The 26,147-nt window shown below is 33.6% G+C and carries 25 protein-coding genes; 9 read left to right on the top strand and 16 right to left on the bottom strand.

Going from position 1 to position 26,147, the window contains the following annotated elements:
• Positions 1-69: 69 nt before the first annotated feature.
• The 7 genes from EG358_RS09780 to tpx form a co-directional block, all read right to left on the bottom strand.
• Entirely contained in the window at positions 70-1,281 is a 1,212-nt protein-coding gene (locus EG358_RS09780; RefSeq protein WP_076559247.1) for a DUF763 domain-containing protein, read from the bottom strand.
• Between the two features lie 173 nt (positions 1,282-1,454).
• Positions 1,455-1,802 (bottom strand): VOC family protein, encoded by a 348-nt coding sequence (locus tag EG358_RS09775; protein ID WP_076559249.1) that lies wholly within the window; start codon positions 1,800-1,802, stop codon positions 1,455-1,457.
• Between the two features lie 84 nt (positions 1,803-1,886).
• Complete coding sequence (locus EG358_RS09770) at positions 1,887-2,768, bottom strand: YitT family protein (RefSeq protein WP_076559251.1); 882 nt, start codon at positions 2,766-2,768, stop codon at positions 1,887-1,889.
• A gap of 7 nt (positions 2,769-2,775) precedes the next feature.
• Entirely contained in the window at positions 2,776-3,360 is a 585-nt protein-coding gene (locus EG358_RS09765; RefSeq protein ID WP_076559253.1) for an HD domain-containing protein, read from the bottom strand.
• Positions 3,361-3,520: 160 nt separating this feature from the next.
• A complete protein-coding gene (locus EG358_RS09760) occupies positions 3,521-5,572 on the bottom strand; it encodes an adenylate/guanylate cyclase domain-containing protein (protein WP_123890074.1) in 2,052 nt (683 codons plus the stop codon).
• A 10-nt stretch (positions 5,573-5,582) separates the two neighbouring features.
• On the bottom strand, positions 5,583-7,919 hold the full coding sequence (locus tag EG358_RS09755; RefSeq protein WP_076559257.1) for an adenylate/guanylate cyclase domain-containing protein: 2,337 nt from the start codon (positions 7,917-7,919) through the stop codon (positions 5,583-5,585).
• Between the two features lie 87 nt (positions 7,920-8,006).
• Positions 8,007-8,504, bottom strand: coding sequence for a thiol peroxidase (tpx, locus tag EG358_RS09750; protein ID WP_076559259.1), 498 nt, complete (start codon positions 8,502-8,504; stop codon positions 8,007-8,009).
• Positions 8,505-8,675: 171 nt separating this feature from the next.
• Between tpx and EG358_RS09745 the strand changes: the two genes are divergently transcribed.
• Positions 8,676-10,895, top strand: coding sequence for an NADP-dependent isocitrate dehydrogenase (locus EG358_RS09745; RefSeq protein WP_076559261.1), 2,220 nt, complete (start codon positions 8,676-8,678; stop codon positions 10,893-10,895).
• A gap of 391 nt (positions 10,896-11,286) precedes the next feature.
• On the opposite strand, the gene EG358_RS09740 is transcribed toward EG358_RS09745, so the two are convergent.
• Entirely contained in the window at positions 11,287-12,471 is a 1,185-nt protein-coding gene (locus tag EG358_RS09740; protein WP_228421301.1) for an MFS transporter, read from the bottom strand.
• A gap of 253 nt (positions 12,472-12,724) precedes the next feature.
• Between EG358_RS09740 and EG358_RS09735 the strand changes: the two genes are divergently transcribed.
• Positions 12,725-13,012: a GNAT family N-acetyltransferase gene (locus EG358_RS09735; protein ID WP_076559263.1), complete on the top strand. Its 288-nt coding sequence runs from the start codon at positions 12,725-12,727 to the stop codon at positions 13,010-13,012.
• A 1-nt stretch (position 13,013) separates the two neighbouring features.
• Here the strand turns inward: EG358_RS09735 and EG358_RS09730 are convergent, their stop codons facing one another.
• Positions 13,014-14,105, bottom strand: a complete 1,092-nt coding sequence (locus EG358_RS09730) for an MBL fold metallo-hydrolase (protein WP_076559265.1) — start codon at positions 14,103-14,105, stop codon at positions 13,014-13,016.
• Between the two features lie 324 nt (positions 14,106-14,429).
• On the opposite strand from EG358_RS09730, the gene EG358_RS09725 reads away from it, so the two are divergent.
• From EG358_RS09725 to EG358_RS09710, 4 genes are all read left to right on the top strand, one after another.
• Positions 14,430-15,977, top strand: a complete 1,548-nt coding sequence (locus EG358_RS09725) for a S41 family peptidase (RefSeq protein ID WP_076559267.1) — start codon at positions 14,430-14,432, stop codon at positions 15,975-15,977.
• A complete protein-coding gene (locus EG358_RS09720) occupies positions 15,977-16,537 on the top strand; it encodes a YdcF family protein (protein ID WP_076559269.1) in 561 nt (186 codons plus the stop codon). Before EG358_RS09725 ends, EG358_RS09720 begins: the two co-directional genes overlap by 1 nt.
• Positions 16,538-16,580: 43 nt before the next feature.
• Positions 16,581-17,414, top strand: a complete 834-nt coding sequence (locus EG358_RS09715; protein ID WP_076559271.1) for a helix-turn-helix domain-containing protein — start codon at positions 16,581-16,583, stop codon at positions 17,412-17,414.
• 61 nt (positions 17,415-17,475) lie between these two features.
• Positions 17,476-18,036: a DUF417 family protein gene (locus EG358_RS09710; RefSeq protein WP_076559273.1), complete on the top strand. Its 561-nt coding sequence runs from the start codon at positions 17,476-17,478 to the stop codon at positions 18,034-18,036.
• Between the two features lie 79 nt (positions 18,037-18,115).
• On the opposite strand, the gene EG358_RS09705 is transcribed toward EG358_RS09710, so the two are convergent.
• The 3 genes from EG358_RS09705 to EG358_RS09695 all read right to left on the bottom strand — a co-directional run bounded on the left by EG358_RS09705 (position 18,116) and on the right by EG358_RS09695 (position 20,029).
• Positions 18,116-18,493 carry a GreA/GreB family elongation factor gene (locus EG358_RS09705; protein WP_076559275.1) on the bottom strand — a complete coding sequence of 126 codons (378 nt, stop codon included), beginning with the start codon at positions 18,491-18,493 and terminating at the stop codon, positions 18,116-18,118.
• 356 nt (positions 18,494-18,849) lie between these two features.
• Positions 18,850-19,452: a hypothetical protein gene (locus tag EG358_RS09700; protein ID WP_076559277.1), complete on the bottom strand. Its 603-nt coding sequence runs from the start codon at positions 19,450-19,452 to the stop codon at positions 18,850-18,852.
• An 85-nt stretch (positions 19,453-19,537) separates the two neighbouring features.
• Positions 19,538-20,029: an RNA polymerase sigma factor gene (locus tag EG358_RS09695; RefSeq protein ID WP_076559279.1), complete on the bottom strand. Its 492-nt coding sequence runs from the start codon at positions 20,027-20,029 to the stop codon at positions 19,538-19,540.
• 200 nt (positions 20,030-20,229) lie between these two features.
• Here EG358_RS09695 and EG358_RS09690 point away from each other — a divergent pair, with 200 nt between their 5' ends.
• The gene (locus tag EG358_RS09690) at positions 20,230-21,060 is read left to right on the top strand and encodes an alpha/beta fold hydrolase (RefSeq protein ID WP_076559281.1); all 831 of its coding nucleotides are present in this window, start codon (positions 20,230-20,232) and stop codon (positions 21,058-21,060) included.
• 93 nt (positions 21,061-21,153) lie between these two features.
• Here the strand turns inward: EG358_RS09690 and EG358_RS09685 are convergent, their stop codons facing one another.
• The 3 genes from EG358_RS09685 to EG358_RS09675 form a co-directional block, all read right to left on the bottom strand.
• On the bottom strand, positions 21,154-22,782 hold the full coding sequence (locus EG358_RS09685; RefSeq protein ID WP_076559284.1) for an NADP-dependent glyceraldehyde-3-phosphate dehydrogenase: 1,629 nt from the start codon (positions 22,780-22,782) through the stop codon (positions 21,154-21,156).
• Between the two features lie 156 nt (positions 22,783-22,938).
• Positions 22,939-23,325, bottom strand: a complete 387-nt coding sequence (locus EG358_RS09680) for a DoxX family protein (protein ID WP_076559286.1) — start codon at positions 23,323-23,325, stop codon at positions 22,939-22,941.
• A gap of 81 nt (positions 23,326-23,406) precedes the next feature.
• Complete coding sequence (locus EG358_RS09675; protein ID WP_076559288.1) at positions 23,407-24,018, bottom strand: TonB-dependent receptor plug domain-containing protein; 612 nt, start codon at positions 24,016-24,018, stop codon at positions 23,407-23,409.
• A gap of 172 nt (positions 24,019-24,190) precedes the next feature.
• Here EG358_RS09675 and EG358_RS09670 point away from each other — a divergent pair, with 172 nt between their 5' ends.
• Together EG358_RS09670 and EG358_RS09665 are read left to right on the top strand one after the other, a co-directional pair.
• Positions 24,191-24,649: a VOC family protein gene (locus tag EG358_RS09670; protein WP_076559422.1), complete on the top strand. Its 459-nt coding sequence runs from the start codon at positions 24,191-24,193 to the stop codon at positions 24,647-24,649.
• A gap of 174 nt (positions 24,650-24,823) precedes the next feature.
• Positions 24,824-25,324, top strand: a complete 501-nt coding sequence (locus EG358_RS09665; protein ID WP_123890072.1) for a hypothetical protein — start codon at positions 24,824-24,826, stop codon at positions 25,322-25,324.
• A 47-nt stretch (positions 25,325-25,371) separates the two neighbouring features.
• Here EG358_RS09665 and EG358_RS09660 read toward each other — a convergent pair whose 3' ends face one another.
• Positions 25,372-26,145 carry an NAD(P)-binding domain-containing protein gene (locus EG358_RS09660; protein ID WP_076559292.1) on the bottom strand — a complete coding sequence of 258 codons (774 nt, stop codon included), beginning with the start codon at positions 26,143-26,145 and terminating at the stop codon, positions 25,372-25,374.
• Between the last annotated feature and the right edge of the window lie 2 nt (positions 26,146-26,147).

Genomic DNA, 26,147 nt, shown 5'->3' with positions numbered 1-26,147 from the left:
TGCAGGAGCCTTTCGGAGGGGCATTTAGGATTTACTGCCCTGTTTTGAAACTACTCCTAGCAAGTAAATTTAAAACAAAGAAAGCTGAATTGGTTTAGGTTTTGAAGGTTTTTCAGCATCCCCAAATACTGTTTTACCACCAAATCTCCAGGAGTTTTGGCGTTCTTCTTCAATAACTTCGTTAATATCAAAGTTCGGAGTAAAATTTTTCTCTGCTTCTGCAATAATTGTATGAAGTTTATTGATAGATTGCAGTTTATCTGAATTTCCCAATTTAGATTTTTCGATTCCTTTCTGAAGAATATTGATGGTTTCATCATAAACATTAATGGGAACCGGAAACGGATGCCCATCTTTTCCGCCATGTGCAAAAGAAAATCTCGCAGGATCTCTGAACCTTGAAGGCGAACCGTGAATAACTTCGCTTACTAAAGCAAGGCTCTGTAAAGTTCGCGGTCCTACACCTTTCAATAAAAGCAATTCTTCAAAGTTTTCAGGCTGGTTTTCTCTTGTCATGTACAAAAGTGTTCCGAGTTTTTTCAAATCAACATCAGAAGCACGAACATCATGATGCGCAGGTAAAATCAAATTGGCGAAATCCTGCATGATTTTTTCTGAATTGGTATGGGAAATTTCTAAAATTCCTTTGCGGCTTTCCTGAGCTTCGTGAGCTGTAAGGTTCAGAATATTCCCACGGTTAATTCCCTGAATTCCTTTGTGAGGTTCGTCGACAAAAGATTCCATATTTTCCGAATGCCAATGATATCTTCTTGCAGTTCCGTCTGCATCATTCATTCCCTGTTGTACAACTGCCCAATTTCCTTCATCTGAAAGGATAAAATTATGAAGGTACAACTGATAGCCATCCTGAATGGCAGTATTATCAACCTTTGCAGAAAGTTTACTGGCACGAACTAATTCGTTTCCATCTAATCCTGTTTTATTGGCGATGACTAATAATTTATTCGGAGTTTCTTTTGAAAGCTTACCTTTTCCACCACAAATATAAATTCCGAGTTCTTTGGAATTTGGATTGATGCTGCGTTTTAAAGCTCCCATAACAGATGTTGTAATTCCGGAAGAATGCCAATCCATTCCCATCACAGCACCAAAACTTTGAAACCAAAACGGATCTGCTAATCTTCGAAGAACTTCATTTTTCCCGTAATCTGCAAGCATTACTTCAACAATAGAAAGTCCGAGTACAGCCATTCTTTCATAAAGCCAAGGCGGTACTTTTCCGTAGTGAAGTGGTAAAGTTGCGGTTCCGGAACGTTTCATTTGTTATAGTTGATAGTTGATAGTTGATAGTTGATAGTTGATAGTTGATAGTTGATAGTTGATAGTTGATAGGCAAAATTAAAACCTTACAATTGAAATACATAAGGCTTTAACATTTTTATTTTTTCATGCAAAGATTTTTAATTAACTAAATCAACAGAATAATATTAAAATTACTGATGTGAAAGAATATTGACTAATTTACCGAACGGGTCTATCACAAAGAATCTTCGGACACCCCAATCTTCATCGATCAATTGGTAAGTGATTTCAAATCCTGAACTGTTCATCTTTTCATATATTTCATCAACATTGTCAACTTCGATAGAAAAATCGGGAACTTCCGTGTCGTTTCCACCTTGAGTTGCAAAACTTATCTGAACTTTTGCTTCTTCGTTATTGCCAAAAGTTTTGATCCAGCCGTGATTCATCAATGTTTCGAGACCCAAAATATCATGATAAAATACATCAGCATTCGATAAATCTTCAGTTTTTATATTAGCAACAATTCTTTTTACCATTTTCTTAAATTTTAGCTTTAAAAATAAAAAAAGCCTTGTGAAAAATACAATTTCACAAGGCAATATAATTATTTATTTAAAATTTTAATGCTTTATAATTTCCTTTACAATTCCTCCTTGAGGCTCTCTTACCGTTTGAGTGAAAATAAATGCTTTTGGATCGATTGAACGAACGATATTCTGCAGTTTTCTAACTTCCAATCTGGTAACAATCGTGAAAATAATATCTGCTTCGGCACTTTGCTCAAAAGATTCTTTCATAAAACCTCTTTCGCCTTTGTACACCGTAATTCCTCTGTTCATCGTTAAAACCAAAGCTTTTTTGATTTCTTCGCTGTTTCCTGAAACGATGGTTACGCCGGTGTAGGCTTCAATTCCTTCAATTACATATTTGGTAATCTGACTAGCCACGAGATACGTCATAATTGCATACAAAGCAATTTCAAATTTAAGAAAAACGGTTGCGATGATAAAGATAATCACATTCATTCCTAAAATAATTTCGGTAATGCTAAAACTGCTTTTTTTGAACGTTAATAAGGCTAAAACTTCCATTCCGTCGAAAGTTCCGCCACCTCGCATAGATAAACCGATTCCAATTCCCATGAAAAATCCGCCAAACACAGCGACCAATAATTTGTCATGGGTCACTTCCGGAAAAGGGATGAAAAAAATGGTGATGATGATTAGTAAAATCGTTAAAAAACTTCTGATCGCAAAGTGTTTTCCGATTTGGAAGTACGCCAGAATGATAAATGGTAAGTTTAAAACCAATAGAATGACTCCGAGATTCCAATGGTAAACTTCGTGAAGTAAAAGTGAAACACCGGTAACACCACCATCTAAAAAGTGATTCGGAACGAGGAAAGATTTTAAAGCAAAACTCGCAGAAATAACTCCTAAAACCAGATAAATAATATCTGATAAAGTAAATAGCGGGCCATGTTTAGTAGAAGCTGAGCTCATAAAGTGATCAGTTATTATTTAGTTTTGTTTTGATAATATCCAGGTTATCCTGTTTTTTTTGATTTCTGCTGTTGATTGCTGTTTCGGTAAAATAATGATGGCTTTCTAAAAACTTTTCCTGTAATAAATTCCAGTCGCGCTCAGAATTTACGATTCCAAACATAGAAAGTTCTTCAAACAATTTATCTCCGATCACAAAAAAATCGTCTCGACCAAGATAGTCTAAATCGGCATCGGCTACAATTTGTTCTAAATGATTTTTCGGAGTCTGAGGAATTTTTGTCGCCATGATCATTCCGTTTATTTTATCTAACTGATCTTGCGAAAAGCCGTATTCTAAAAGATATTCCGCAGCAATTTCACAAGACTTTTCTTCATGATTTTTTGATCCAAATAAAAATCCTGTATCGTGAAATAATGCAGCGGTTTTTAGCAATACCAGATCTTCATCATTAACTCCTTCAGATTTGGCAATTTTTTCGACAGCATCGATAACGTCTTTTACGTGCATCACACTGTGATAAGAAAGATGCTCAGGAAGGTTTTCTCTGAGTCTTTTTAATATGAGTTTATTTAATTTTTCGTATTCCATATTTAAAATAGAAAATGTTTTTTAATTTGTTTTTAGTGCAACTTTTAACGCAAAGTCAAAGTTCGCAAAGATTTTTTTAAAACTACTAACTGTTTTTAAGTTCGCAAAGGCGTTCTACTTAGCAAAGATTGCAGAATTTTAGACTAGTAATTTAAATTATTTATAAATCTTTTTTAGTTTCAAGGGCAAAATACATATCCATATCGCCTTTTCCTTTGGTATGAATTTTACCTCTGTATTCGCAGACTATTTTGTCTTTTACCAGCTGATATGTAGATTCTGAAATATTTATTTTCCCTTTCTGGCTGTTTTGTTCCATTCTTGCAGCTGTGTTTACGGTATCGCCCCAAATGTCGTATGCAAACTTTTTTACCCCAACAATTCCGGCAATTAAAGAACCTGAATTAATCCCGATTCTGATATCTAAAACATCAGAATGAGTTTTCTTTCTTTCTTCAATAAAATCAATAATATCCAAAGCTACCAATACCGTTTTGTAAGCGTGACATTCATTTTTCATAGGTAATCCACAAACCGCCAAATACGCATCACCAATGGTTTTTATTTTCTCTAAACCATGCTTTTCCATAATTAAATCGAAAGCAGTAAAACATTCGTTCAACTCAACCAACATTTTTTCGGCTCCCATTTTCTCGGAACTTTGAGTAAAATTAACAAAATCGGTAAATAAAACACTTACTTCATCATAATATTTAGCTTCAGAGCTTCCGTTTTCCTTTAATTCTTCGGCAACTTCATGCGGAAGAATATTGAGAAGTAAATTTTCAGTTTTTTGCTTTTCTTTTTGCAACTCAAACGTACGTTCGTCGACCTGTTTTTCAAGCAAATCATTTTGATCCTGAAGAATCTGCTGTTTTTCCTGTTCCTGTTTTATATTGATATCAGAAAGTCGGTTGACTTCATCCAGCTGTTTCACAAGACTTAAATTGGTTGATGCAAACTGCCATGCTAAATAGGCTGAGATTGAAATAGGAAAACTTATGAAAATAAAAATCATGACATATCCCATAAAATCATCGCCCATTATTTCACCCATATCAATGGTATTCAGTTTATTCAGAAACATGAAGATAATGACCATCACAATAAAAAGAAAGAATACCAAAACCCCTCCACCAACGATAAATGCAGATTTTTCTCTTCTGATCATTGCTCTGATTATTAAATAAAAAGATTCAAAAGCAACAAAACAAAGGTAAAAAAAAGCAAAACTGGCTGCAGAAGCTGCACTGAAATAATAAAGAATAAAAATACACGCTGAAATAATCAACATTACTTTCAGCCTTTTTTTTGTTCTTCCAAATAATGTATTGACAAATCCTGTGAGCGAAGTACCGAATGCCATTACCGAAAGAAATGCAAAAAACGTATAAGAGTCGATATCTAAAGGATTTTTTATTTCTGACAAGAGCAAAATCATATAACTCATCAAAGAAATAGAAAAATTGTATGTAGAAAAATAAAGATTGTAAATTGCTTTTCTGTAAAAAATAAACAACAGGAGATGAATAAATCCTAATGCACCAAATATTCCGCAAATCAGCATGGTGTAAAAATTGAAATACTGCACTTCTTCAATTTTGTCTCTGATAAATTCGTTAGCCGAAGCAAGCTCTACACCGATTGCAAAAGGCACTAAAGTAATGGTCTTCTTTTTGCCTGCAGCAATTGGTAAAAACCGTATTGCTAAAACATTTACTTTGGTATTATCTAAAGTAAACAATTCGGGGATTCTGTTTTTAATCCTGAATTCTCTTGATTTTTCGTCTCCGATTTTACCAATGCTTTCAATCTTTTTACCGTTTAAATAAACTTCTGAAGCGCCAAGTTGCTGAATCTTAAAACATAAAGATTGATTGACCGATGCAGAATCTATCTTAAAATAGTACCGTACCCAATAAATCTGATCTTTTTTAACATCTTTTTTTAAGTTATAATTTGTAGGATTCCATGAATAAACTTTTCTAGAATTAAAATTTACATTTTCCCATGAAGAATCATCGAATTGTACAGAGGCAAAGGCCGGATTATCACCTGCAAAAAATTTACTGGCTTCATCGATTGAAGCACCAGCTTTAATTTCTTTATTGGTAAAAACTCTCGGTTTCTCACGAGAATTTTGAGCAAAAGAAAATGTTTGCAACACAATGAATGCAAAAAACAGAAATTTAAAGAGTAGATTTTTTTTCACACTGATAAAATTAAATTTGATTGACGAAATACATGTCCATTGCGCCTTTACCTTTGGTTTCGATTTTCCCACGATACTCAAAACTAAAGCTTTCTTTTATTAACTGATAAGTTGCTTCAGAGATATTTACTCTTCCCGGTGCGCTATTTTGCTCCATTCTTGCAGCCGTATTTACGGTGTCCCCCCAAATATCGTAAGCGAATTTTTTCACTCCTACAATTCCTGCAATCACCGCTCCGGAATGAATTCCAATCCTGATATTTAAAGCATTTGGATTGTGTTGTTTGCGATGTTGAATATAAGAAAGAATTTCTAAACTTGCACTGACTGCATTTTTTGCATGTTGATCATTAGAAACCGGTAAACCACTCACCGCTAAATACGCATCGCCAATGGTTTTTATCTTTTCTAAATTGTATTTCTCCATGATTCTGTCGAACTCTGTAAAGCAGATATTCAGTTCATTCAGAACTTCCTGCACACCGATTCTTTCGGAATTCGCGGTAAAATTGACAAAATCGGTAAACAAAACAGAAACTTCATCGAAATGTTTTGCGCTTGTTTTCCCTTTTTCTTTTAATTCTTCAGCAACTTCAAACGGAAGGATGTTCAACAACAAATCGTCTGATTTTTGTTTTTCTTCAGCAATTTTTTTGTTGTCTTTTCGCTTCTGATTATAAGAAAACCCAGCAAAACCTAATAATAGCAAAGATAAACCAGCTCCAATTGCCCACATATTTTTTTGCGTTTTAGAACTTTCTAAATCTGCTTTTGCAATGGCATCTTTTTTCTCCTGATTGATTTTGGCAATATTTTTTTCCTGGTCGTATTTTAATAAAACAGCTTTTTGCTCTTCATCAAATTTAATCTGAATTTCTTTTCGTTTTAAATCTTCTTCAAGCGCCAATCTTTTTCTTTCTTCGTCTGTTTTTGCTGCAGCCTGTTTTTTTTCGTATTCAAAAAGAAGTGCTTTTAATTCTATTTCTTTTTGGAGTTGTATGCGTTTGGTTTCTTCTTCTAATTTTATGCGGGTTCTTTCGTTTGCGACTTCAGTTTCCGATTGTACAGAAGAAAGAGCTTTCATTTTGTCCATTCCATACGTTTCTTCTTTCTTGTCATACATCTTTTTTAGGTACGAGTAAGACTGAGTGTAATCCCCAAGGAAAGCATAAGCACGATGTAACACTTCATAATTCTGAATAAAAATTTCCGGAGAAACATAAGTCTTCAATTGAGTAAAATATTCAAGATTTTTTTCCTGCTCTTTTGTTTTGGATTCTAATGCTAAAAGTTTTGATGGCTCATTTTTAAGAGCTAAGCTATCTTCCATTATCTTTTTTAACCCAATAAATCCTTCATGATTTTTGTAATACTGATACATCGGATCTTTTTCACTACTCAATTTCATTCCTTTAGCTGCATATTCCTCAGCTTTTACAAAATCTTTTTCTTTAGAATAAATATCTGAGAAATAGTAATAGACCAACGGTAAATTATCTTTCAAATTTTTAGCCTCGTAATAAGTTTTAGCCTCATTCAGATATTTTTTTGCTACTTCCAGTTGATTCATTTCAGAATAAATATTAGCCATAAAAATCTTTGCTTCTGCTGTCTGCAAATCATTATGACTCTTTTGGGAAACTTCCAAACCTTTTTGGAAATACTCCAACGCTTTTTTATTATCTCTGCTGGTTAAGAAAAATGTCCCGGCACTTCTGTAGGCGGGATATAAATTTTCAGGATAGTTTTTTTTAACAAAATCGATGTACGTATATAAAGCTGTATAACTGTCTGCGTACTCTTGTTGTATAAAATTGTTAGCAAAAAGACCTTGGTAAGATTCCATTACAATGTTCTTGTCTATTTTTCTGCCTTCTTTATTATACTTTAAAATTTCATTGTAATATTTTGCGGCAACATCACTTTTTTTGTTGACAGCATTCACTCGTGCCATCCAAAAATTGAGAAGAGCTCTCTTTTCGTAATTTTCAGTTTTATGGAGATATTTTTCGGCTTCTAACAAGTATTTTTCACCCGTAACTAAATCATTTTTTTGCAAAAACAAAGTCCCTATAAACAAATTTGCTCTTCCGATTTGCTCAGTATCATTGTTTTTTAAATAACTAGATAATGATAATTTGGAATATGAAATTGCACTGTCTGCATTTTTATTCTGAACATAGATATTACCTAAATCTCCAAAAATCTTTGCTCGTTCTTTTTCGGACTTAGTCAATTTCAGCTGACTTTTCAGACTGTTTATTTCAACAGATTCCTGCGCTTTGAAAACGGCATTCCCATAAATGAGAAAACAGATTATAGCAAAAGAGGTAAATTTATTCTTCAATGATTAGTTATTGCGTTCATCCACAAAAATAGAAAAATCATTCTATTAAATAACAGAATGATTCAAATTGATGAGAAATATTTTTATTTACTTCAAAGATGCAATAGCAGCTTCGTAATTAGGCTCTTGTCCGATTTCAGGAACTTGCTCAGTATATATTACTTTAGCTTTTTCATCCAAAACAACAACTGCTCTGCTTAAAAGCCCTTTCAAAGGAGAATCTGAAAGCGTAACGCCATAATCTTCACCAAAATTACCTCTGAAATCTGATAACGTTTCTACGTTATTCAAACCTTCAGCTGCGCAAAATCTAGACAATGCAAAAGGTAAATCTCTTGAAACATTAATTACAACTGTATTATCAAGATTTGAAGCTTCTTCGTTGAATTTTCTTGCAGAAGCCGCACAAATTCCTGTATCAATACTTGGAAAAATGTTCAGAACAACTCTTTTCCCAGTATAATCAGCAAGGTTTTTTTCAGACAAATCTCCGGAAACCATTGTAAATTCCTGAGCATCTTTTCCTACTTCGGGAAGATTTCCTATCGTATTTATTGGGTTTCCTTTAAATGTAATTGTAGACATAGTTTATTTATTTAAATTTTTATCAAATTTATTCAAATTCCTGGTGAATTTGTTTGAAATAAAGGTTAAATAATTCTTAAAGTGAAAAAACTCATTGATTATTAAAGTGTAAAAAATTAAAATTTAACTAAATTTGTGAAACTAAAAATTTAAATAATAAATAACAGTATAATGTCAGAAAAATCAAAAATCTATTACACCCTTACGGATGAAGCTCCAATGTTGGCTACACACTCGTTTTTACCGATTGTAAAAGCTTTTACAAAACCAGCAAACATTGAGATCGCAGTTCCGGATATTTCTTTGGCAGGAAGAATCTTAGCTAACTTCCCAGAATTTTTGAAAGATGATCAGAAAATCGTTGATGCTTTAGCTCAATTAGGAGAATTGGCAACTCAACCGGATGCAAACATTATCAAATTACCAAATATTTCAGCTTCTGCTCCTCAGTTAGATTCGGCTATCGCTGAATTACAAGCTAAAGGTTTTGCAGTTCCAAATTATCCTGCAGAGCCTAAAAATGACGAGGAAAAAGCAATTAAAGCTAAGTATGCTAAAGTTTTAGGAAGTGCTGTAAACCCTGTTCTTAGAGAAGGAAATTCTGACAGACGTGCTCCAAAAGCTGTTAAAAATTATGCAAAGGCAAACCCTCACAGAATGGGTAATTGGGCTTCAGACAGCAAAACTGACGTTGCTCACATGAACAGCGGAGATTTCTACGGGACAGAAACTTCTACTACTCTGGAAAATGCTACAAAATATAAAATCGTTTTCAAAGGAAATGATGGCGCTGAAACTTTATTAAAAGATTTCGCAGGTCTTCAGGCTGGAGAAGTAATCGATTCTTCTGTAATGAACTTAAATTCTTTGAAATCTTTCGTACAGGAAGCTATCGAAGAAGCTAAAAACAGAAACGTACTTCTTTCTGCTCACCTGAAAGCGACAATGATGAAAATCTCAGATCCAATCGTTTTCGGAGCAATTGTTGAGACTTTCTTTAAAGATGTTTTCACTAAATATGCTGAAACATTTAAATCTTTAGATGTAAATCCAAACAACGGTCTTGCTGATCTTTTCGATAAAATTAAAGGAAATGCTCAGGAAGCGGATATTAAAGCGGATATTGAAACTGCTTTAACAAACGGACCAAGAGTGGCAATGGTAAATTCTGATAAAGGAATTACGAATTTCCACGTTCCTTCAGATATTATCGTTGATGCTTCTATGGCTGCTTTGGTAAGAGGCGGAGGAAAAATGTGGAACAAGGAAGGAAACGAAGAAGATACAGTTTGTATCATTCCAGACCGTTCTTACGCAGGTTTCTATCAGTCAGTTATTGACGACATGAAAGCGCACGGAAAACTGGATCCTACCACAATGGGCTCTGTTCCAAACGTAGGTTTGATGGCTCAAAAAGCTGAAGAATACGGTTCTCACGACAAAACTTTCCAGGCTTCTGCTGAAGGAACGGTTGAAGTTCAGGATGAAGCTGGAAACGTTCTTCTTTCTCAGAAAGTTGAAGCTGGTGATATCTTCAGAATGTGTCAGACGAAAGATGCTCCGATTCAGGACTGGGTAAAATTAGCAGTAAACAGAGCAAGACTTTCTGATACTCCGGCAATTTTCTGGTTAGATAAAGGAAGAGCTCACGACAGAGAAATGATCAAAAAAGTTGAAAAATATTTAGCTGATCACGATACAAACGGACTTGACATTAAAATTCTTGATGTAAAAGACGCAATGACGGAAACGTTGAAGAGAGCAAGAGAAGGAAAAGATACCATTTCTGTTTCAGGAAACGTATTGAGAGATTATTTAACTGACCTTTTCCCAATTCTTGAACTTGGAACTTCTGCTAAAATGCTTTCTATCGTTCCATTGATGAATGGTGGTGGTTTATTCGAAACAGGAGCTGGAGGTTCTGCTCCAAAACACGTTGAGCAATTCTTAGAAGAAGGTTATTTAAGATGGGATTCTTTAGGTGAATTCTTAGCTTTACAGGCTTCTTTAGAGCATTTAGCACAAACTCAGGGGAATACAAAATCTCAGGTTTTAGCAGATGCATTAGATGAAGCAAATGCTAAATTCTTGGCGACTGACAAATCTCCTGCAAGAAAAGTTGGACAAATCGATAACAGAGGTTCTCACTTCTATTTGGCAATGTATTGGGCAGAAGCATTGGCAAACCAAACTGCAGATGCTGAATTAGCTGAACAATTTGCTCCGGTTGCGGAAGCAATGCACGAAAATGAAGAAGTTATCAATGCTGAGTTAATTGGCGCTCAAGGTAAGCCTCAAAACATTGACGGCTACTTCAAAACAGATACTTACAAAACTTATGAGGCAATGAGACCAAGTACTGTTTTAAATGAAATTATTGACGGAATCTAATTCTTGATTTAATATAAATGAAAAGCTCCTTTTTTAAGGGGCTTTTTTGTTTTGTTAAACATAAATTGCGCAAATGTTTTTCACTAATTGCGCAAAAAATATGCGTTTAGTTTGTCATTCCGGAGGAATCTAAGTGTAGTAATAGCGAAATATTTTTAAGTTTTGGCTAAAGCCAATAGTTATATACAAAAATAAAGCGGGCTAAAGCCCGCTCCTATTGATATTGATTAGTATAAAATACTGAAGTTTATCCAAAAAATAATTCATAATTCATAATTCATAATTCATAATTCATAATTCATAATTCATAATTCATAATTCATAATTCATAATTCATAATTCATAATTCATAATTCATAATTCATAATCATAATTCATAATTAAAAATTAATCAAACATGCGCTTTTCTCCATTTAATCATACTCAAAATAAATAAACCTAAAATTCCCAAAACAAAATATCCTTCTGCGACTTCAAGCTGAACCTGAGGTTTGATGAGCGCCACAATTCCGTAGCTTATTGCAGAAGTGATGATAAACACTACTCCACCTGTCATTCCACCTGCAAGTCCGGCAGAATTGGGGAATCTTCCGATACAATATGAGAAATAATTATTAAAAATAAATCCGGCAGTCACATGAATGACGAATGCAAAAGCAACCAAACTGTAAATATTATTTGAAAAATAAGATGCAATAAACATCAAAACAATCAGCAACAATTGAATAAAATTGGCATTTCTAATTTTAGGTAAAAATGCTTTATTGATTAATGCTTTTCCTAAAAAACCTCCCGCCATCCAGGCAAAACCAAGAATCAAGGAAACGTATCCGGCAACAACTTCAGAATAACCCATTTTATGCTCGATAATGAAAGAGCCACACAAATTGAAAAACATAATCATCGAGTAACTCAATCCGCACATCACCATTCCGTAGAAAAAATCTTTCGCTTTAAACATCGAATCGTATTCTTTAAGCAAAAATTCAACATTGAAGGGATTTCTTTTCTTTAAAGTTTCACCTGAGAAAATCAATTCAAAAATTAAAAGAACCAAACTATATCCCGCTAAAACATAGAAATTAGATTGCCAACCGAAAATTTTCTGTAAATAACCTCCGATAAACGGCGCAATGATCGGACCGACTGACCATACAATCGTCATGATACTGAGATAATGTTTCCGCTCATCTCCTTCATAAACATCCACAAAAAAAGCACGTTTAGAAACCACTGCAAATCCTGATAAAATCCCCTGCAAAACCCGCATTGCATAGATTACAAAGATATTTTGAGTCGTCGCAGTAATCAGGAAAGAGACAATAAATAAAGCCAAAGAAGCCATTGAAATTCTGTATCGTCCGAAAGAATCAACAATACTTCCTGCAAAGAACTGCGTGATGCCATAACTTATCAAAAATATCGATAAAGTAAGCTGAATATTGCTTTCAGGTTGGTGAAGTTCAGTCGCCATACTCGGCATTGAAGGCAGATAAATATCTGTTGCCAAACCCGACATCGGAATCATTGCAAAAGCAAGAATCGTTGAAATAAATTTATTTTTCTCTTTTAACATCCGCATGAAATTTTCAAGCCCCAAAAGTCCGACTTTTTATTTGTTCAAGCGTGTTTCTTTAGATTAATAATTCTGAAATAGTATATAATTAAATTCAATCGTAAATGTAACGTGATTTGCTTTTTCTATACTTTAAGATAACTTCCGAATAATTTTAATCATTATAAATTATTTGAAAATTTTTAAAATCTTCTTTTTGTAAAATTTTAATTTGTAATTTTAAGGAAGAGTTTCACCAAAAAGGATCAGAATTATGGAAAATATAAAATTTGAAATTACACCTTACCAAGACGAATTGCATCTGCTAATTGATGGTAAAAAAGTTGGTTATATGTCAATTTCCGTTGCCGGAAGACTGCTCAATGTCTATTACACCAAGATTGATGAAGATATTGAAGGACATGGCTACGCCAAACTTCTTTTAGACAGACTAGTAAGTTTTGCTGAGGAAAAAGATCTGATGATTGATCCTGAATGCGATTTCGTAAGACAGCAGCTTGAAAATCACCCGAAAAGATACAAAGGAATTTGGCACGAATAGATTATTCCCACCAATTCTGAAAATGATACGATGTATTATTTAAATCTAATTTTTCACCGATTTTCGGAGTGAGAATATGCAAATTTTTCTCTTTTCCGAGCGTCGTTACTTTTTGCAATGGCTCATTCCAAGGATGTAAAGCCAGAGCAAATTTCCCGGAATGAACAGGAATAATATTTTTTGCCTGAATATCTAGACTTGCCTGAATAACATCTTCCGGCAAAGCATGAATGTATTTCCAAGCCAGATTGTATTGCCCGTTTTCCATGATTGCAAAATCGAAGGGACCGTATTTTTCACCAATTGTTTTAAAGTGAGTATCATAACCGCTGTCGCCGCCTAAAAATATTTTTTTCGTAGGCGTTTCAAGAACATAAGAAGTCCACAACGTTGTATTTCTTTGGAATTTTCTTCCCGAAAAGTGTCTTGCCGGAGTAAATGTGATGTTAAAACCATCTTTTAAAGCAACACTTGCGCCCCAATCTTCTTCAATAATCTGATCTTCAGAATATCCCCATCTTTCAAGGTGGGCTCCCACTCCTAAAGGCATAATTGCTTTTCCTACTTTCTCACGGATTGCTTTTACCGTCGGAAAATCTAAATGATCGTAATGATCATGTGTAATCACCAAATAATCAATATTCGGAATATCTTGAGGTTTAAACAAATCTGAACCTTCAAAAGCTTTATTGAAAAACTTAAAAGGCGAACCAAATGTGCTCAAAACCGGATCAATCAAAAATGAAACTCCATCGATTTTTATAAAATAAGAAGAATGTCCCATCCAAATGAAAACATCTTCGTTTGCCGAAATACTATTTAAATCTGTATGAATCGCCGGAATTGCCTGTAAAGGTTTCAGCAACGGATCTTTTTTACCAAATAAAAAATCGAACATTACTTTTGGCATAGAAAAACCTTCAGCAATCTGTGGAGTAAAACTTTGATTCTGAAACTGTTTATTTTTATAATTCTTAGAATTGAGTATTTTTTCAAGACGTTTTCCTTTCGGTGCTGCGCCAAAAACTTCCTGAGACATTACAAAATATGTGGCTGCAACCAATACTGCGATCAATACAATTAAATAAATCATCTTTAAAATTTGATATTCAAATGTAAAAAACTTTCTTTAAGTTTAATACTCTTTCATCAATGACGCATGAAAGTGAATTTTACTTTTTTTATTTTAATTTTTGATAAGTAAAAATTATTTTACCGCAAAAGAGGCAAAAGAACAATCTTAAAAATAGAAATTCAAAAGCTTACAAAATGTAGAAAACTTATAGTTATATTAGTTTTGCAAACTTTTGAAGAACTTCAACGAAATAAAATCTTTTGATTCTTTTGCGGTTAAAAGAAATATTATCCAAATTATATTTAAAAGTTTTTAAATTCGTTTACCAAAAAACTATATCCTTTGAAATATTTAATATTTACAGTATTCCTTTTAAACTTTGCTTCCTGCACTTCTATAAAGAAATATAACGAACAAAGATTAAACATAATTCCTCCTGACAAACTACGTCATGACGTTGATTTTGCTTACAAAAAACTTCAGGAAATGCATCCGAATTTAAACTGGTATATTTCAAAAAAAGAACTCTATTTTAAATTTGATAGTTTAAAATCAACCATCAACAAACCTTTAACCCCAACTCAGTTTTATTTTAAACTACAACCTGTCATCGCACAAATCCGTGAAGGTCATTTATCATTAAAGATTCCGGCAAAAAGGTTTTCAAAAAAAGAAATTAAAGCTTTAAAAAACAAGAAAGGTCTGTTTGGTAGATTTGAATATCATGTAGAAAATGATCATTTGTATTTTATCGAAAACAAAGATTCTATTCAGAACATCAAACCGGGAACTGAGCTTTTAAGTATTAATGATGTCCCTGTTTCAAACTATCTCAAGAAATACCGTGAATTGATAAGCAGTGACGGTTACAACACCACTTTTTATTCTTATTATCTTAAAGATGTTTTCTTTAACTTTTTTGTTGCCGAAAAAGGAATAATGGACAGTGCAAAAATTGAAACTCTTTACAATAATAAAAAACAAACCCTGGTTTTAAAACGGGAAAGCAAAAACAAACAAGAAATCGAAAAAGACAAAGCTGATAAAAAACGAACTCCTGAAAAAAAGATCAACGATTATGTTGCTTCAACGAGCTCTTACAACAGAAGTTTTAAGTTTTTAGATAAAGACAGTACAGTTGCTTACATGAAAATCAAAAGTTTCTCAAGATCATTTTCAGATAAATTTTACAAAGATTCTTTTGCGAAAATTAAAAATGCGGAATCTTCTTACCTCATCATCGACATTCGCGAAAATTATGGTGGTTCGCTGTATGAAATCAATCAACTCTATTCTTATCTTGCTCCTGAACCCTTTGTTTTGATAAAACCTTCACAGCTTACATCAAGAGTAACGCCGCTTAAAACCAATTATTTCAGAAAGTCAAATCCGTTGCAATATACTGTTAAAAGTCTGGTTTATCCGGGATATTTCTTTTATCAGGCCTTGAATGTTTACAAAGGAAAAGATGGTGTTGCTTACTATAAAATGAAAGAAAATAAGCCGACAAAGCCTAAAGAAAATGCTTTCAAAGGAAAAGTGTACGTTTTGATTAATGGCGGAAGTTTTTCGGCATCATCTGTTATTTCATCCAAATTAAAATATGATAAACGAGCAACATTAGTTGGCGAAGAAACCGGCGGTGCAAATGACGGAACCGTTGCAGGGTTTTACTCTTATCAACAGCTCCCCAATTCTAAAATAGATTTACCGATTGGTTTACTTTTAATACAACCCAATATTACCTTTGAAAATACAAAAAAAGGAGTCACTCCTGACGTGGAAATTGAGCAAAGCATGCAGGATATTATTGATCAAAAAGATTCGCAGCTTGATTGGGTGAAAGCAGAAATTAAAAAAGAGAAAGAAAGCTTAAAAATTGCAGATTGATGAAAAACTTGATTAAATATTTAAAGTTTGTTGTCATCTTCATTATATCTTGGTTTACAATTCACACCATCTACATCATCATTGATGGATTGTCTGACAGCGGTGAAAAAGCAGATATTGCCATCATCCTCGGAAATAAAGTAAATGAAGACGGAACTCTATCTGCAAGGCTTGAAAAACGTTTGGAAACCGGAATTGAATTGTACAAAAATTATCGTGTTAAAAAAATTCTGGTAAGTGGTGGTTTGGGTAAAGAAGGTTTTTATGAAGCTGATAAAATGAAAGAATTTTTAATCAGTAATGCAATTCCTGACTCTGTAATTCTGGTGGATAATTACGGCAACAATACAAGGTTGACCGTTGAAAACACTTTAAAATTTCATCAAAAATATAAGTTTAAAAGCATCATCGTTGTTTCGCAGTATTTTCATGTGACCCGAACGAAAAAACTTTTTAAAGAGAAAGGTTTTATGGATGTGAAAAGTGTAAGTCCGAAATATTTTGAATGGCGAGATTTGTATTCTATTTTGAGAGAATTTCCAGCTTATTATACTCAGTAGAGTTTTCATAAATGTTTAAAAGAAAATTCTGTAGTTTTAGGATATGAAAAGTACATTTTTTTCCGTTCAGAAAAAGAGTTCGGCGTATTTTAAAAATACGTTCAGTGATTCGATGTATCATATTTTCTTGTTTAATGGAAACGGAAAAATCATTGTTGATTTTATAGAATACAATTTTATAGGAAAAACGGTATTTTTCACTTCACCTTTTCAAAATATTCAGATTTTAAGTGAGACTGAGATTGAGATTGAAGTGTTAAACTTTCATGGTGATTTTTACTGTATCGAATTTCATAAAAAAGAAGTGGCTTGTAACGGATTACTTTTCAACAACATTTATCTTTTCCCTCATTTTTCTTTAACCGAAGAAGTCTATCAGGAGATTTCAGATTATTTTTTAAAAATTAAGGAAGTAAATCATTATGAAGATTTTTCAGGTTCGGTTTTACAGTCATATCTTCAGTTAATTCTGGCCATTTCAAGCAGGGAAAAGAATAAATTACTTCCGGATAAGGAAATAATAAAAGATGATTTCAATGAACTGAAATTATTTCAAAACCTTGTAGAAGAGCATTTTATTGTAGAAAAAAGTCTGTCTTTTTATGCGGATTTGCTGCATGTAACCTCAAATACTTTAAGCAAGAAAATTAAATCTAAATTTAATAAAACTCCTTCTCAAATTATTCAGGAACGAGTAATTCTGGAAGCTAAAAAACAGATTCATCTTACCCGAAAATCAATTAAAGAAATCGCTGTGGAACTCAATTTTAATGATGAATTTCATTTCAGCAAATATTTCAAAAAATACGTAGGAATTTCACCAACACAGTTCAGAAAAGAAACTGGAATTTCTATCGTGGCAGATTTGTACAAATAACTTCCACAATCATCCATTTTATTAGCTATTAGCTCGGCATAACTTTGTCAAAAAATAAATTATGCTGGAACTTTTAGCAAACTCACAGAAAAACTTCATTCACTTTTTAAGAATAAGTATTTTTATTGTAATGGCCTGGATCGGAGGTCTCAAAGCTTTTCAATATGAAGCGGAAGGTATTATTCCTTTTGTAGCCAATTCTCCTTTTATGAGTTTTTTTCTTCAAAAAAACGTTTCTGACACCGATAATTACAAACTTCACAAAAATAAAGAAGGCGAAGTAGTTCCTGAAAATATTCAATGGCACAAAACCAACGGTACTTATATTTTTTCTTATGCTCTAGGAAGCGTAATCTGTATCATCGGAATTCTGGTACTTTTAGGAATTTTCTATCCTAAAGTTGGGGTTTTAAGCGGAATTCTAACCGCCGGAATGTCCGTAATCACGCTTTCTTTTCTTATTACAACACCAGAAACCTGGGTTCCGGCTTTGGGTGGAGATCAGCATGGATTTCCTTATTTATCCGGAGCGGGAAGATTGGTTATTAAAGATATTATTATGTTGGGTGCAGGTTTGATTATTGCATCAGATTCTGCGAAAAGTATTTTGAAAAAGGATTGATTATATTTTTTTAGGTTTCAGCGGCACCGAAACCTAAAAAAGCTCCCAACTTAGGAGCTTTCAATATCACTATTTTCAATTAATTGATATGTTCTACGCTAAGGATTTCGATTTTTCTGTCTCCCTCCTTAAAAGGCCAATCAATAACTTCACGTTCTTTGTTTCCTACAATGGCCAATACAATATCAGAAAGCACAGAATATTTCCCTTTCTTCACTTTTGCCTTGTCATCGGAAACAATCGTAAATTTTTGCTCTTGAGGATGTGAAGAATCTTTTATTTTTACTTCACAGTTGATGGTTACGATATCTTTTGGTAAATCACGGCGTAATACCTGTTTTGCATTTCTCAGTTGCGCAAGAAGTATTTTCTCTTCTTCAGCAGTTGTTTTTTTTCTTCTTAAATGGTCTTTTATTAAATCATATACTCCTGTGGTTAAAATAATCTGTTCTGACATAATTTTATTTTTAAAAAATGAAATTTCCGAATGCCGAATATTGACTCAGACATAGCCATAGCTCACAAAAATTTGTGATAAGGTATGCAGAATGCACATTCAGAAAAAATAAATTGGGTTAAATACTTAACAATGCCCTGCCCTGAGTCTCGACAGGGATATTAAATAAACTCTTTAGAATTTTTTAAAAATTTGTCATCATGCAGATATGACAAAGACAACGAAAGCGTAATCGAAGAATACTGCACCGGAAAAAAGTACTTTGTTGTCATTTAATTGATATTGACACGAAGATACAACTTATAATTGATATTAAACAGCAGCTTCTTCGTTAGGTATTTTCACAAATTTCTTTATTATTTCTTTTGGAATTCGTTCAATAGATTTTCTATCTGCTGAACATATTTTCCATAAAAAATTCTGTACCAATATTTTGCTAACAAGAACAGACCAAAAAGACCAGCAGCAAGCATAGAAATAATTGTGGTAGCTACCTGGAAATCACTCAACGGTTTACGATGTGGGAGAAACTCGATCACAATAATCAGTTCACAAACCAAAAACGGGACAAATGAAAGCATAAATGATAAATAATACTGCTTATTAAGGTCAAATTGGTACATGAGGTCTTTCAGTGAATCGTAAGTTTTCATCATCGGGTTGCCAATGTCATTATATAATTTAAAAAACTTACTGAAGAAGAACGAAACCACAATTAGCATTGATACCAACAATACTGTCAAATAAAATTTAAACTTAAATGGAGCTTCGGGAACAGATATCCAGACTATTGCAAAGCCGAAAATTAATATTCCAACGGTTGACCAAAATTCCATTCGCATGTTTTTTCTGATTTTTTCAAGCGGAAGATTGATTTTATTTTTATGTTCAATGCTGATTTCGGGTGTTTCATCAGAAACATCATCATTCCAGGCGTTTTTTAGGTCATCTATATTCATAATGTTTGTTTTTGTAAATTCTTGGATGGAAGTTCGGGAGATGGATAGTGAAAGTCTTTCCAGCTTCAAGCTTCCCGCATTCTGCCTATTGATTATTTAAAATATCTTTCAGTTTATTTTTGGCGCGATTCATTTTTACTCTTACATTTCCTTCGGAAATTCCCATTTGATCAGCGATTTCTCTTCCTGAAAAATCTTCGAGATAATAAAAAATAAATGCTTTATCGATAGGATTCAGCTGATTGATGGCTTTATACATTTCAGCAAGCTTATCCTCTTTTTCATGATCATATTCATCATTTACAATTTTATAATTTGAAAAATCTTCATTGGCGATAAAGCTTCTTTTCTTTTCAGATTTCAAAAAAATTATCGCTGTATTCAGCGCAATTCTGTACAGCCATGTTGAAAATTCACTTTCACCTTTAAAATTAGGATACGCTTTCCAGACCTGATACGTAATCTCCTGAAAAAGATCATCGCGGTCATCTTTATCATCCATATACATTTTAGAAATCTTAAAAATAATTCCTTTATGCTTATCGATTTTGGTAATAAATTCCTGTTGTGAGGTCATGGTTCTATACTCTCTGTAGAGTTAGTAGTTTTTTGAAATAAATGTTACAATTTTTTTTCTTTTTTTCGATAATGATCCAATCATCTTTCACCAAACAAAAATTTAAGAAAATCAACACATATCATTTAACTCATCTTCATCTCGCTGCATCATGGCGCAAAATTTGTGTTTTATGTTGAACATCACAAAAAAATATTAATATGCCTTACCTTACAAAACAAGACAGCAAAAACTTTGAACTTTATTACGAAGATTTCGGTTCCGGACAACCGATTATTTTAATTCACGGATGGCCTTTAAGCGGAAAATCCTGGGAACTTCAGGTTCCTGTACTTTTAGACTTAGGATATCGTGTAATCACCTACGACAGAAAAGGTTTCGGAAAATCTTCTCCAACATTAGATGGTTATGATTATAATAGCCTGGCTGCCGATCTACACGAACTTATCACGCAATTAGAATTAAAAAATGTCATCCTTTTCGGCTTCTCTATGGGCGGAGGCGAAGTTGTACGTTATTTAACCAATTACGGTTCAGAAAATGTAGATAAAATAGCGTTGATCTCATCTATCATTCCTTTGGTAAAACAGAAAGATGACAATCCACATGGAGTTTCTGAAGAAGAATTATATGGAATTTTAACCAGCCTTAAAACTGACAGAGTTACTTTCCTGGAAAGTTTCCATAAAAACTTTTACAATTACGGATTACTTTCTCAAAAAGTCAGTCAAAAACAGCTGGATTATGACTGGAGCATCGCATCTTGTGCCTCTCCTATCGCAACGATAAAGTGTGCCGAAAGCTGGGCAAATACAGACTTCCGACCGGAATTAGCAAATGTAAATGTAAAAACATTGATCGTACATGGTGATGACGACCAGATTGTACCAATAGAAACAGCTGGAAAACAGGCCGCAGAAGGAATTGCGGATAATGATTTTGTCATTATTGAAGGCGGACCACATGGATTAAATGTAACGCATGCAGAACTGTTAAATGAAACCTTAGCTAAGTTTCTAACTAACAACTAAGTTTTAAGTTTCAATATATTTGAAACTTAATGATCAAAAAAACCGCAATAGAATGTATTGCGGTTTTTTGTATCAAAGTCTTAAACTAAATCTTTAGAAAATATAATCTGTACTCAAAAAATTAGAATCATGGTCTCTCACAATCGTATTCAACAATTCTTTATTTGAATCTGTAATTTTTGCAGCAACTAAAGAACGGATAGAAAATGAGCGAAGTGCATCAAAAACGGAAAGTGTACCTTCCGCACTGTCTTTTCTTCCGGTAAAAGGGAAAACATCTGGTCCACGCTGAGCTTGACAATTGATATTTACACGGCTTACCAGATTAACGAAAGAGTCGATTAATTTTGAGACTTCCATCGCATCTTCACTGAAAATACTCACCTGCATTCCGTGATTTGCATTCACCTGATAATCGATTGGCTCTTCAATATCATCAAATGGAACCACCGGAATTACCGGACCAAATTGCTCTTCATGATAAAGCTTCATCTCACTGTTTACGGGATAAACCACCGCAGGAAAAACAAAAGATTCTTCTGTAAATCCGCCATTTTCATTAAGAACTTTTGCTCCTTTTGCTAACGCATCGTCAATACATTCTTTCAGATAAGGTGGTTTATTAACTTCCGGAAGTGGAGTAATTTTCACGTCTTTTTCCCAAGGAAGTCCAGGCTTCATTTTAGAAACAGCTTCCGTTAATTTCTGTGTAAATTCTGCTGCAACATCTTTTTGAACAAAAATTAACTTCAAAGCGGTACATCTTTGTCCGTTAAATGAAAGTGCACCCAAAATACATTCGCTTACTGCAACATCAAGATTTGCATTTTTTGTAACAATTGCTGCATTTTTTGCATCCAGACTTAAAATTGCTCTTAAACGGTTTACTTTCGGGTGTAATTTCTTCAATCCGTTGGCTACTTTGCTCGAACCGATAAAAGCTAAAACATTTACTTTTCCGCTTTCCATAATCGGAGTGATAATTTCTGAACCTTTTCCGTATAATGTGTTAACCGTTCCTTTTGGAAAAGCTTCTTTAAATGCTTTTAATAAAGGATAATGTGCTAATACACCATGCTTGGGAAGTTTAAACAAAATCGTATTTCCCATAATCAAAGCAGGAATCAGTGTGGTAAAAATTTCGTTTAAAGGATAATTGAATGGTCCCATACTCAAAACTACGCCAAGAGGTGCTCTTCTGATTTGAGCAATCGTACCTTCTGCCTGCTGAAAACGTGAAGATTCTCTGTCTAAATCTTTTAGAGCATCGATCGTCTGGTTGATATAATCAACTGTTCTGTCGAATTCTTTGGTAGAATCGGGCAACGTTTTTCCAATTTCCCACATCAGTAATCTGATAATTAAATCACGCTCTTTTATCATCAGATACACAAATTTCTGCATGCATTTTATTCTTCCTTCCACAGACATCGTCGGCCATTCTCCCAATCCGTTATCATAAGCTTTTACCGAAGCTTCCAAAACTTCCATCGCTTCTTTTGGGCTTATATTCGGAATGCTTCCTAATTTTTTTCTTTCTAAACCGTTGTCTGTTTTAATACAGACCGGCGAATAAATATCCGTGACATCTCCCTTCCATTCTATCAATTCTCCGTTGAGGAGATATTCTCGCTGGTGAATTTCGGGAACTTTATATTCTTCTGGAATTTCATTTTCTAATTTAAAAAGGTCACTGAATGACACTTGATTATTTAAACTCATAAATTGTATATTTTAATAGTTTGAAATTTGAAAGAATAAAGTTAGATCTAAAAATCCGTTTTTAAAAGAGACAATTAATAGATTTGCTCTATCTGGTGCGTATTTGAATAAGAATTAATACACAACAAAAAACTCAGCGTTGTCGCTGAGTTTGCTTTATTTTTCTGTTGATTTTAATGCCCAGAACATGAGTAACGGCTGCATAAATAATCGGGCTAGTCTCTTTCCGTCGGTATTTAGGCCGAAACTGTTTCGATCGTTTTTATATTGCGCAATATTTCCCGGAAAAACGGCAGTGAAAAAAGTTCCTGCAATTTTCCCCACAATAGATTCATACTTTTTTGGAGTGGCGATAATAGCTGTTCCTAAAGCAATCTCTGCAATCCCTGAATAAACAACGGTATCATCTTTTTCCAGCGGAACCCAATTGGGAACCTGCGCCTGAAATTCTTTTCTTGCAAATGTGAGGTGACCGATTCCTGCTGTAATCAACATGGCTCCGAGACCATATTTTGCGATGGTTTTGATGGTTTCTGATTTCATAATGTATATTTTGTGATACACTCATAAGTCAAGAATGATTCCAATCTTATGTTTATTTCTGTTAAAAATCGCTGCTTTGAATTAATTTTTCTTTCTAAATTCTTTTTTCAGTTTAATAATGACTACTCCATTACGCGCCTTAGTTCCGTAAAGTGCAGTTGCCTGATTTCCCTTGATAATATTCATTTTCTTAATTTTATTAGGATCAAAATCTTTTAAGGTTTTAGTTTTCACAATTTCGCCATCAATTACCCATAAAGGTTCGTTGCTTCCCTGAATGGATGAAGGTGCGCCTCTTCCCATTATTCGAGGTGAAGAATAAGCATTGTTTTGATTAACTGTTAAACAAGATATTTTCCCTTGAAGACTGGCAAGAGCCGAAGTCTTTACTGAATCATTTTCCTGAGCATTTACAGAAACAATTCCAACGGCTGTTAAGATAAAACCGATGGCAAACTTTGAAAAAAGTGAGTTGATTATTGAATAATGCATATTTCTATTAAGCTGAGATTCGTAAAAGTTTCCGCAGGCATTTTGAGATGAAGAATCAGAAAAATAGTCTAAAATTTCATCATCAGAATCATTCGTAAAATCTCTGACGGTTTTTGAACAGACAGCACAGAATCTTCCTTTTTCCTGTGGAGTCATGCTTTCCCATTTTTCATCACAAGGCTTTGGTATCGTAATTTTCATAGTCTCTTTATTATTAAAGATGCAGTATGGAATAAAAGGGTTGGAAAACAAATTGAAGATTACCTCAACAATAGATTTAAAAGTGATAATTATTATTGTAATTCGAATAAATATCTTATTTTCAAATGATTGTAAATATTACAAATCGATTATTTTTTATAATTTTAAAACTATGAAAAAACAGAATTTACTTAGAATGGACAATGTGGGAATCGTTGTAGAATCTCTCGACGAAACGATTTCTTTTTTTCTCGAACTTGGTCTGGAGCTGGAAGGAAGATCAATGATTGAAGGCGAATGGGCCGGTCGTGTAACAGGTCTTGGTAATCAATCGGTAGAAATTGCTATGATGGTTACCCCAGACGGAAACAGCAGACTGGAGCTATCTAAATTCATTAATCCGAAAGTAATCGAAGATCATCGCAACGCTCCCGTAAATGCCTTAGGTTATTTACGTGTTATGTTTGCCGTTGCAGACTTAGACGATACGCTCAACAGACTTTATAAACATGGCGCCCAACTTGTGGAAGAAGTCGTTGATTATCAAAATATATATAAACTTTGTTACATTCGTGGTCCTGAAGGAATTCTTATCGGACTGGCTGAAAAAATTGAAAACAACAAAGACTAATTAAACTTTTAGAAGTCAAGAGAAAAAAATTATTTAGTTAGTCTATCAAATCCTACATCTCCAACATAAGACTTGACAATATAATTCTTTTGTGATTTTATTTATATTTGAAAAATATTATCCTGCGAGATACAATAGAACAGGTCAAATAGGCAATCCAAAAAATTAATGCAAATGAAAGAAGAAAATATCAACAGGCTCAATTCCTTATTCTCAAATTTAAAATCGGAAGAACAAAAACTCAAAGAAAGTCTGGAGAAACAGAAAAGCGAAGACGATTTATTTATTGAAGGTTTTAAAACGCTGTGCAAGAACTTCATCGATCCAAAAATGCAGGAATTCAGAAGAATGTTGAGAGAAAACGGATTTGGCTGCAAGATTTCATTTAATGAAGAAATTAAAAATGGATTAGGCATCAATTCACAAACCAATATCAAACTTCAGATCTCAAGAAATGTAGATTCTAATTTTTACGCCAACGATAAGTTTCCGCATATTATGTTTGTTGCTGATAAAAATTTAAAAAGAATCGTTGTACATCAGGATACAATTTTCCAAAACGGTATTGGAATCGCAGCAGTGAAAGAACAAAACTACACGCTGAAAACACTTGATGAAGAAAGTGTAGAAAAAGAAATTCTTGAATCTATTGAAAATATTTTAGTGAATAAATAACATATAAAAACCTGCTGTGTGGCAGGTTTTATTGTACTTGAAACATTTTATCCCTGAACATCTTCAAGATGAAAATACCTCGGGTCAGGATATTGAAATTCAAAATCCAACTCTTCAATTAATTTGTTTGGAGAAATCGTTCTTCCAACTGTCGTTCGAGTTCCTTCGTAAGGCAGATCTTTCTGAGCATTAATCACTTCTTCTTTGTTTGGATGAATTGGCGCAACCACATTGTACACTTTAGATTCAGAATGATTGTCTAACATTTTTTCTACCACCGAGCAAATATCTGCATAATGAATATGATTCACCAACTGATCTATATTTGAAATATTATAATTCTTCAAAAGTCTCTGATCTCCCATCAACCCGGCCAATCTTAAAATATTGGTCTGTGGAAATTTATCTAAGAAAAAACTTTCACTTTCTACTTCTTGTGCAGGTTTATCGTCTTCTGTAAAGTCTTTTTCAGTTTCAGGATAAACGCCCGTCGAACTTGTCAAAAACAATTGGCCTTTAAAATCTCCAAGAAAATTCAGCAAGTTTTCACGTTTGTCATTCATAGGAATTTGAGCACCTCTGATTCCCGAAAACGGAACACTGATGATAACTGCATCCAGTTTTTTTGCTGCATCCCATTCTTTCATCTCTGGATTCAATTCATTAGGAAAACTGACTAAAGTGGTGTGATACCCTTTAGATTGTAGATCTTCAACCTTTGATTCTGTAGTCGTGGTTGCATAGATTTCATATTGGTTTGATAATCGTTCTGCAATGTGATTTCCGAGCCAACCGCAGCCGATGATGCCTAGTTTTTTCATGT

This window comes from Chryseobacterium indoltheticum (genome assembly GCF_003815915.1).
Lineage (GTDB): Bacteria > Bacteroidota > Bacteroidia > Flavobacteriales > Weeksellaceae > Chryseobacterium > Chryseobacterium indoltheticum.
Note: the sequence above shows the minus strand (reverse complement) of the source record. Positions and strands in the feature narration are given on the sequence as shown.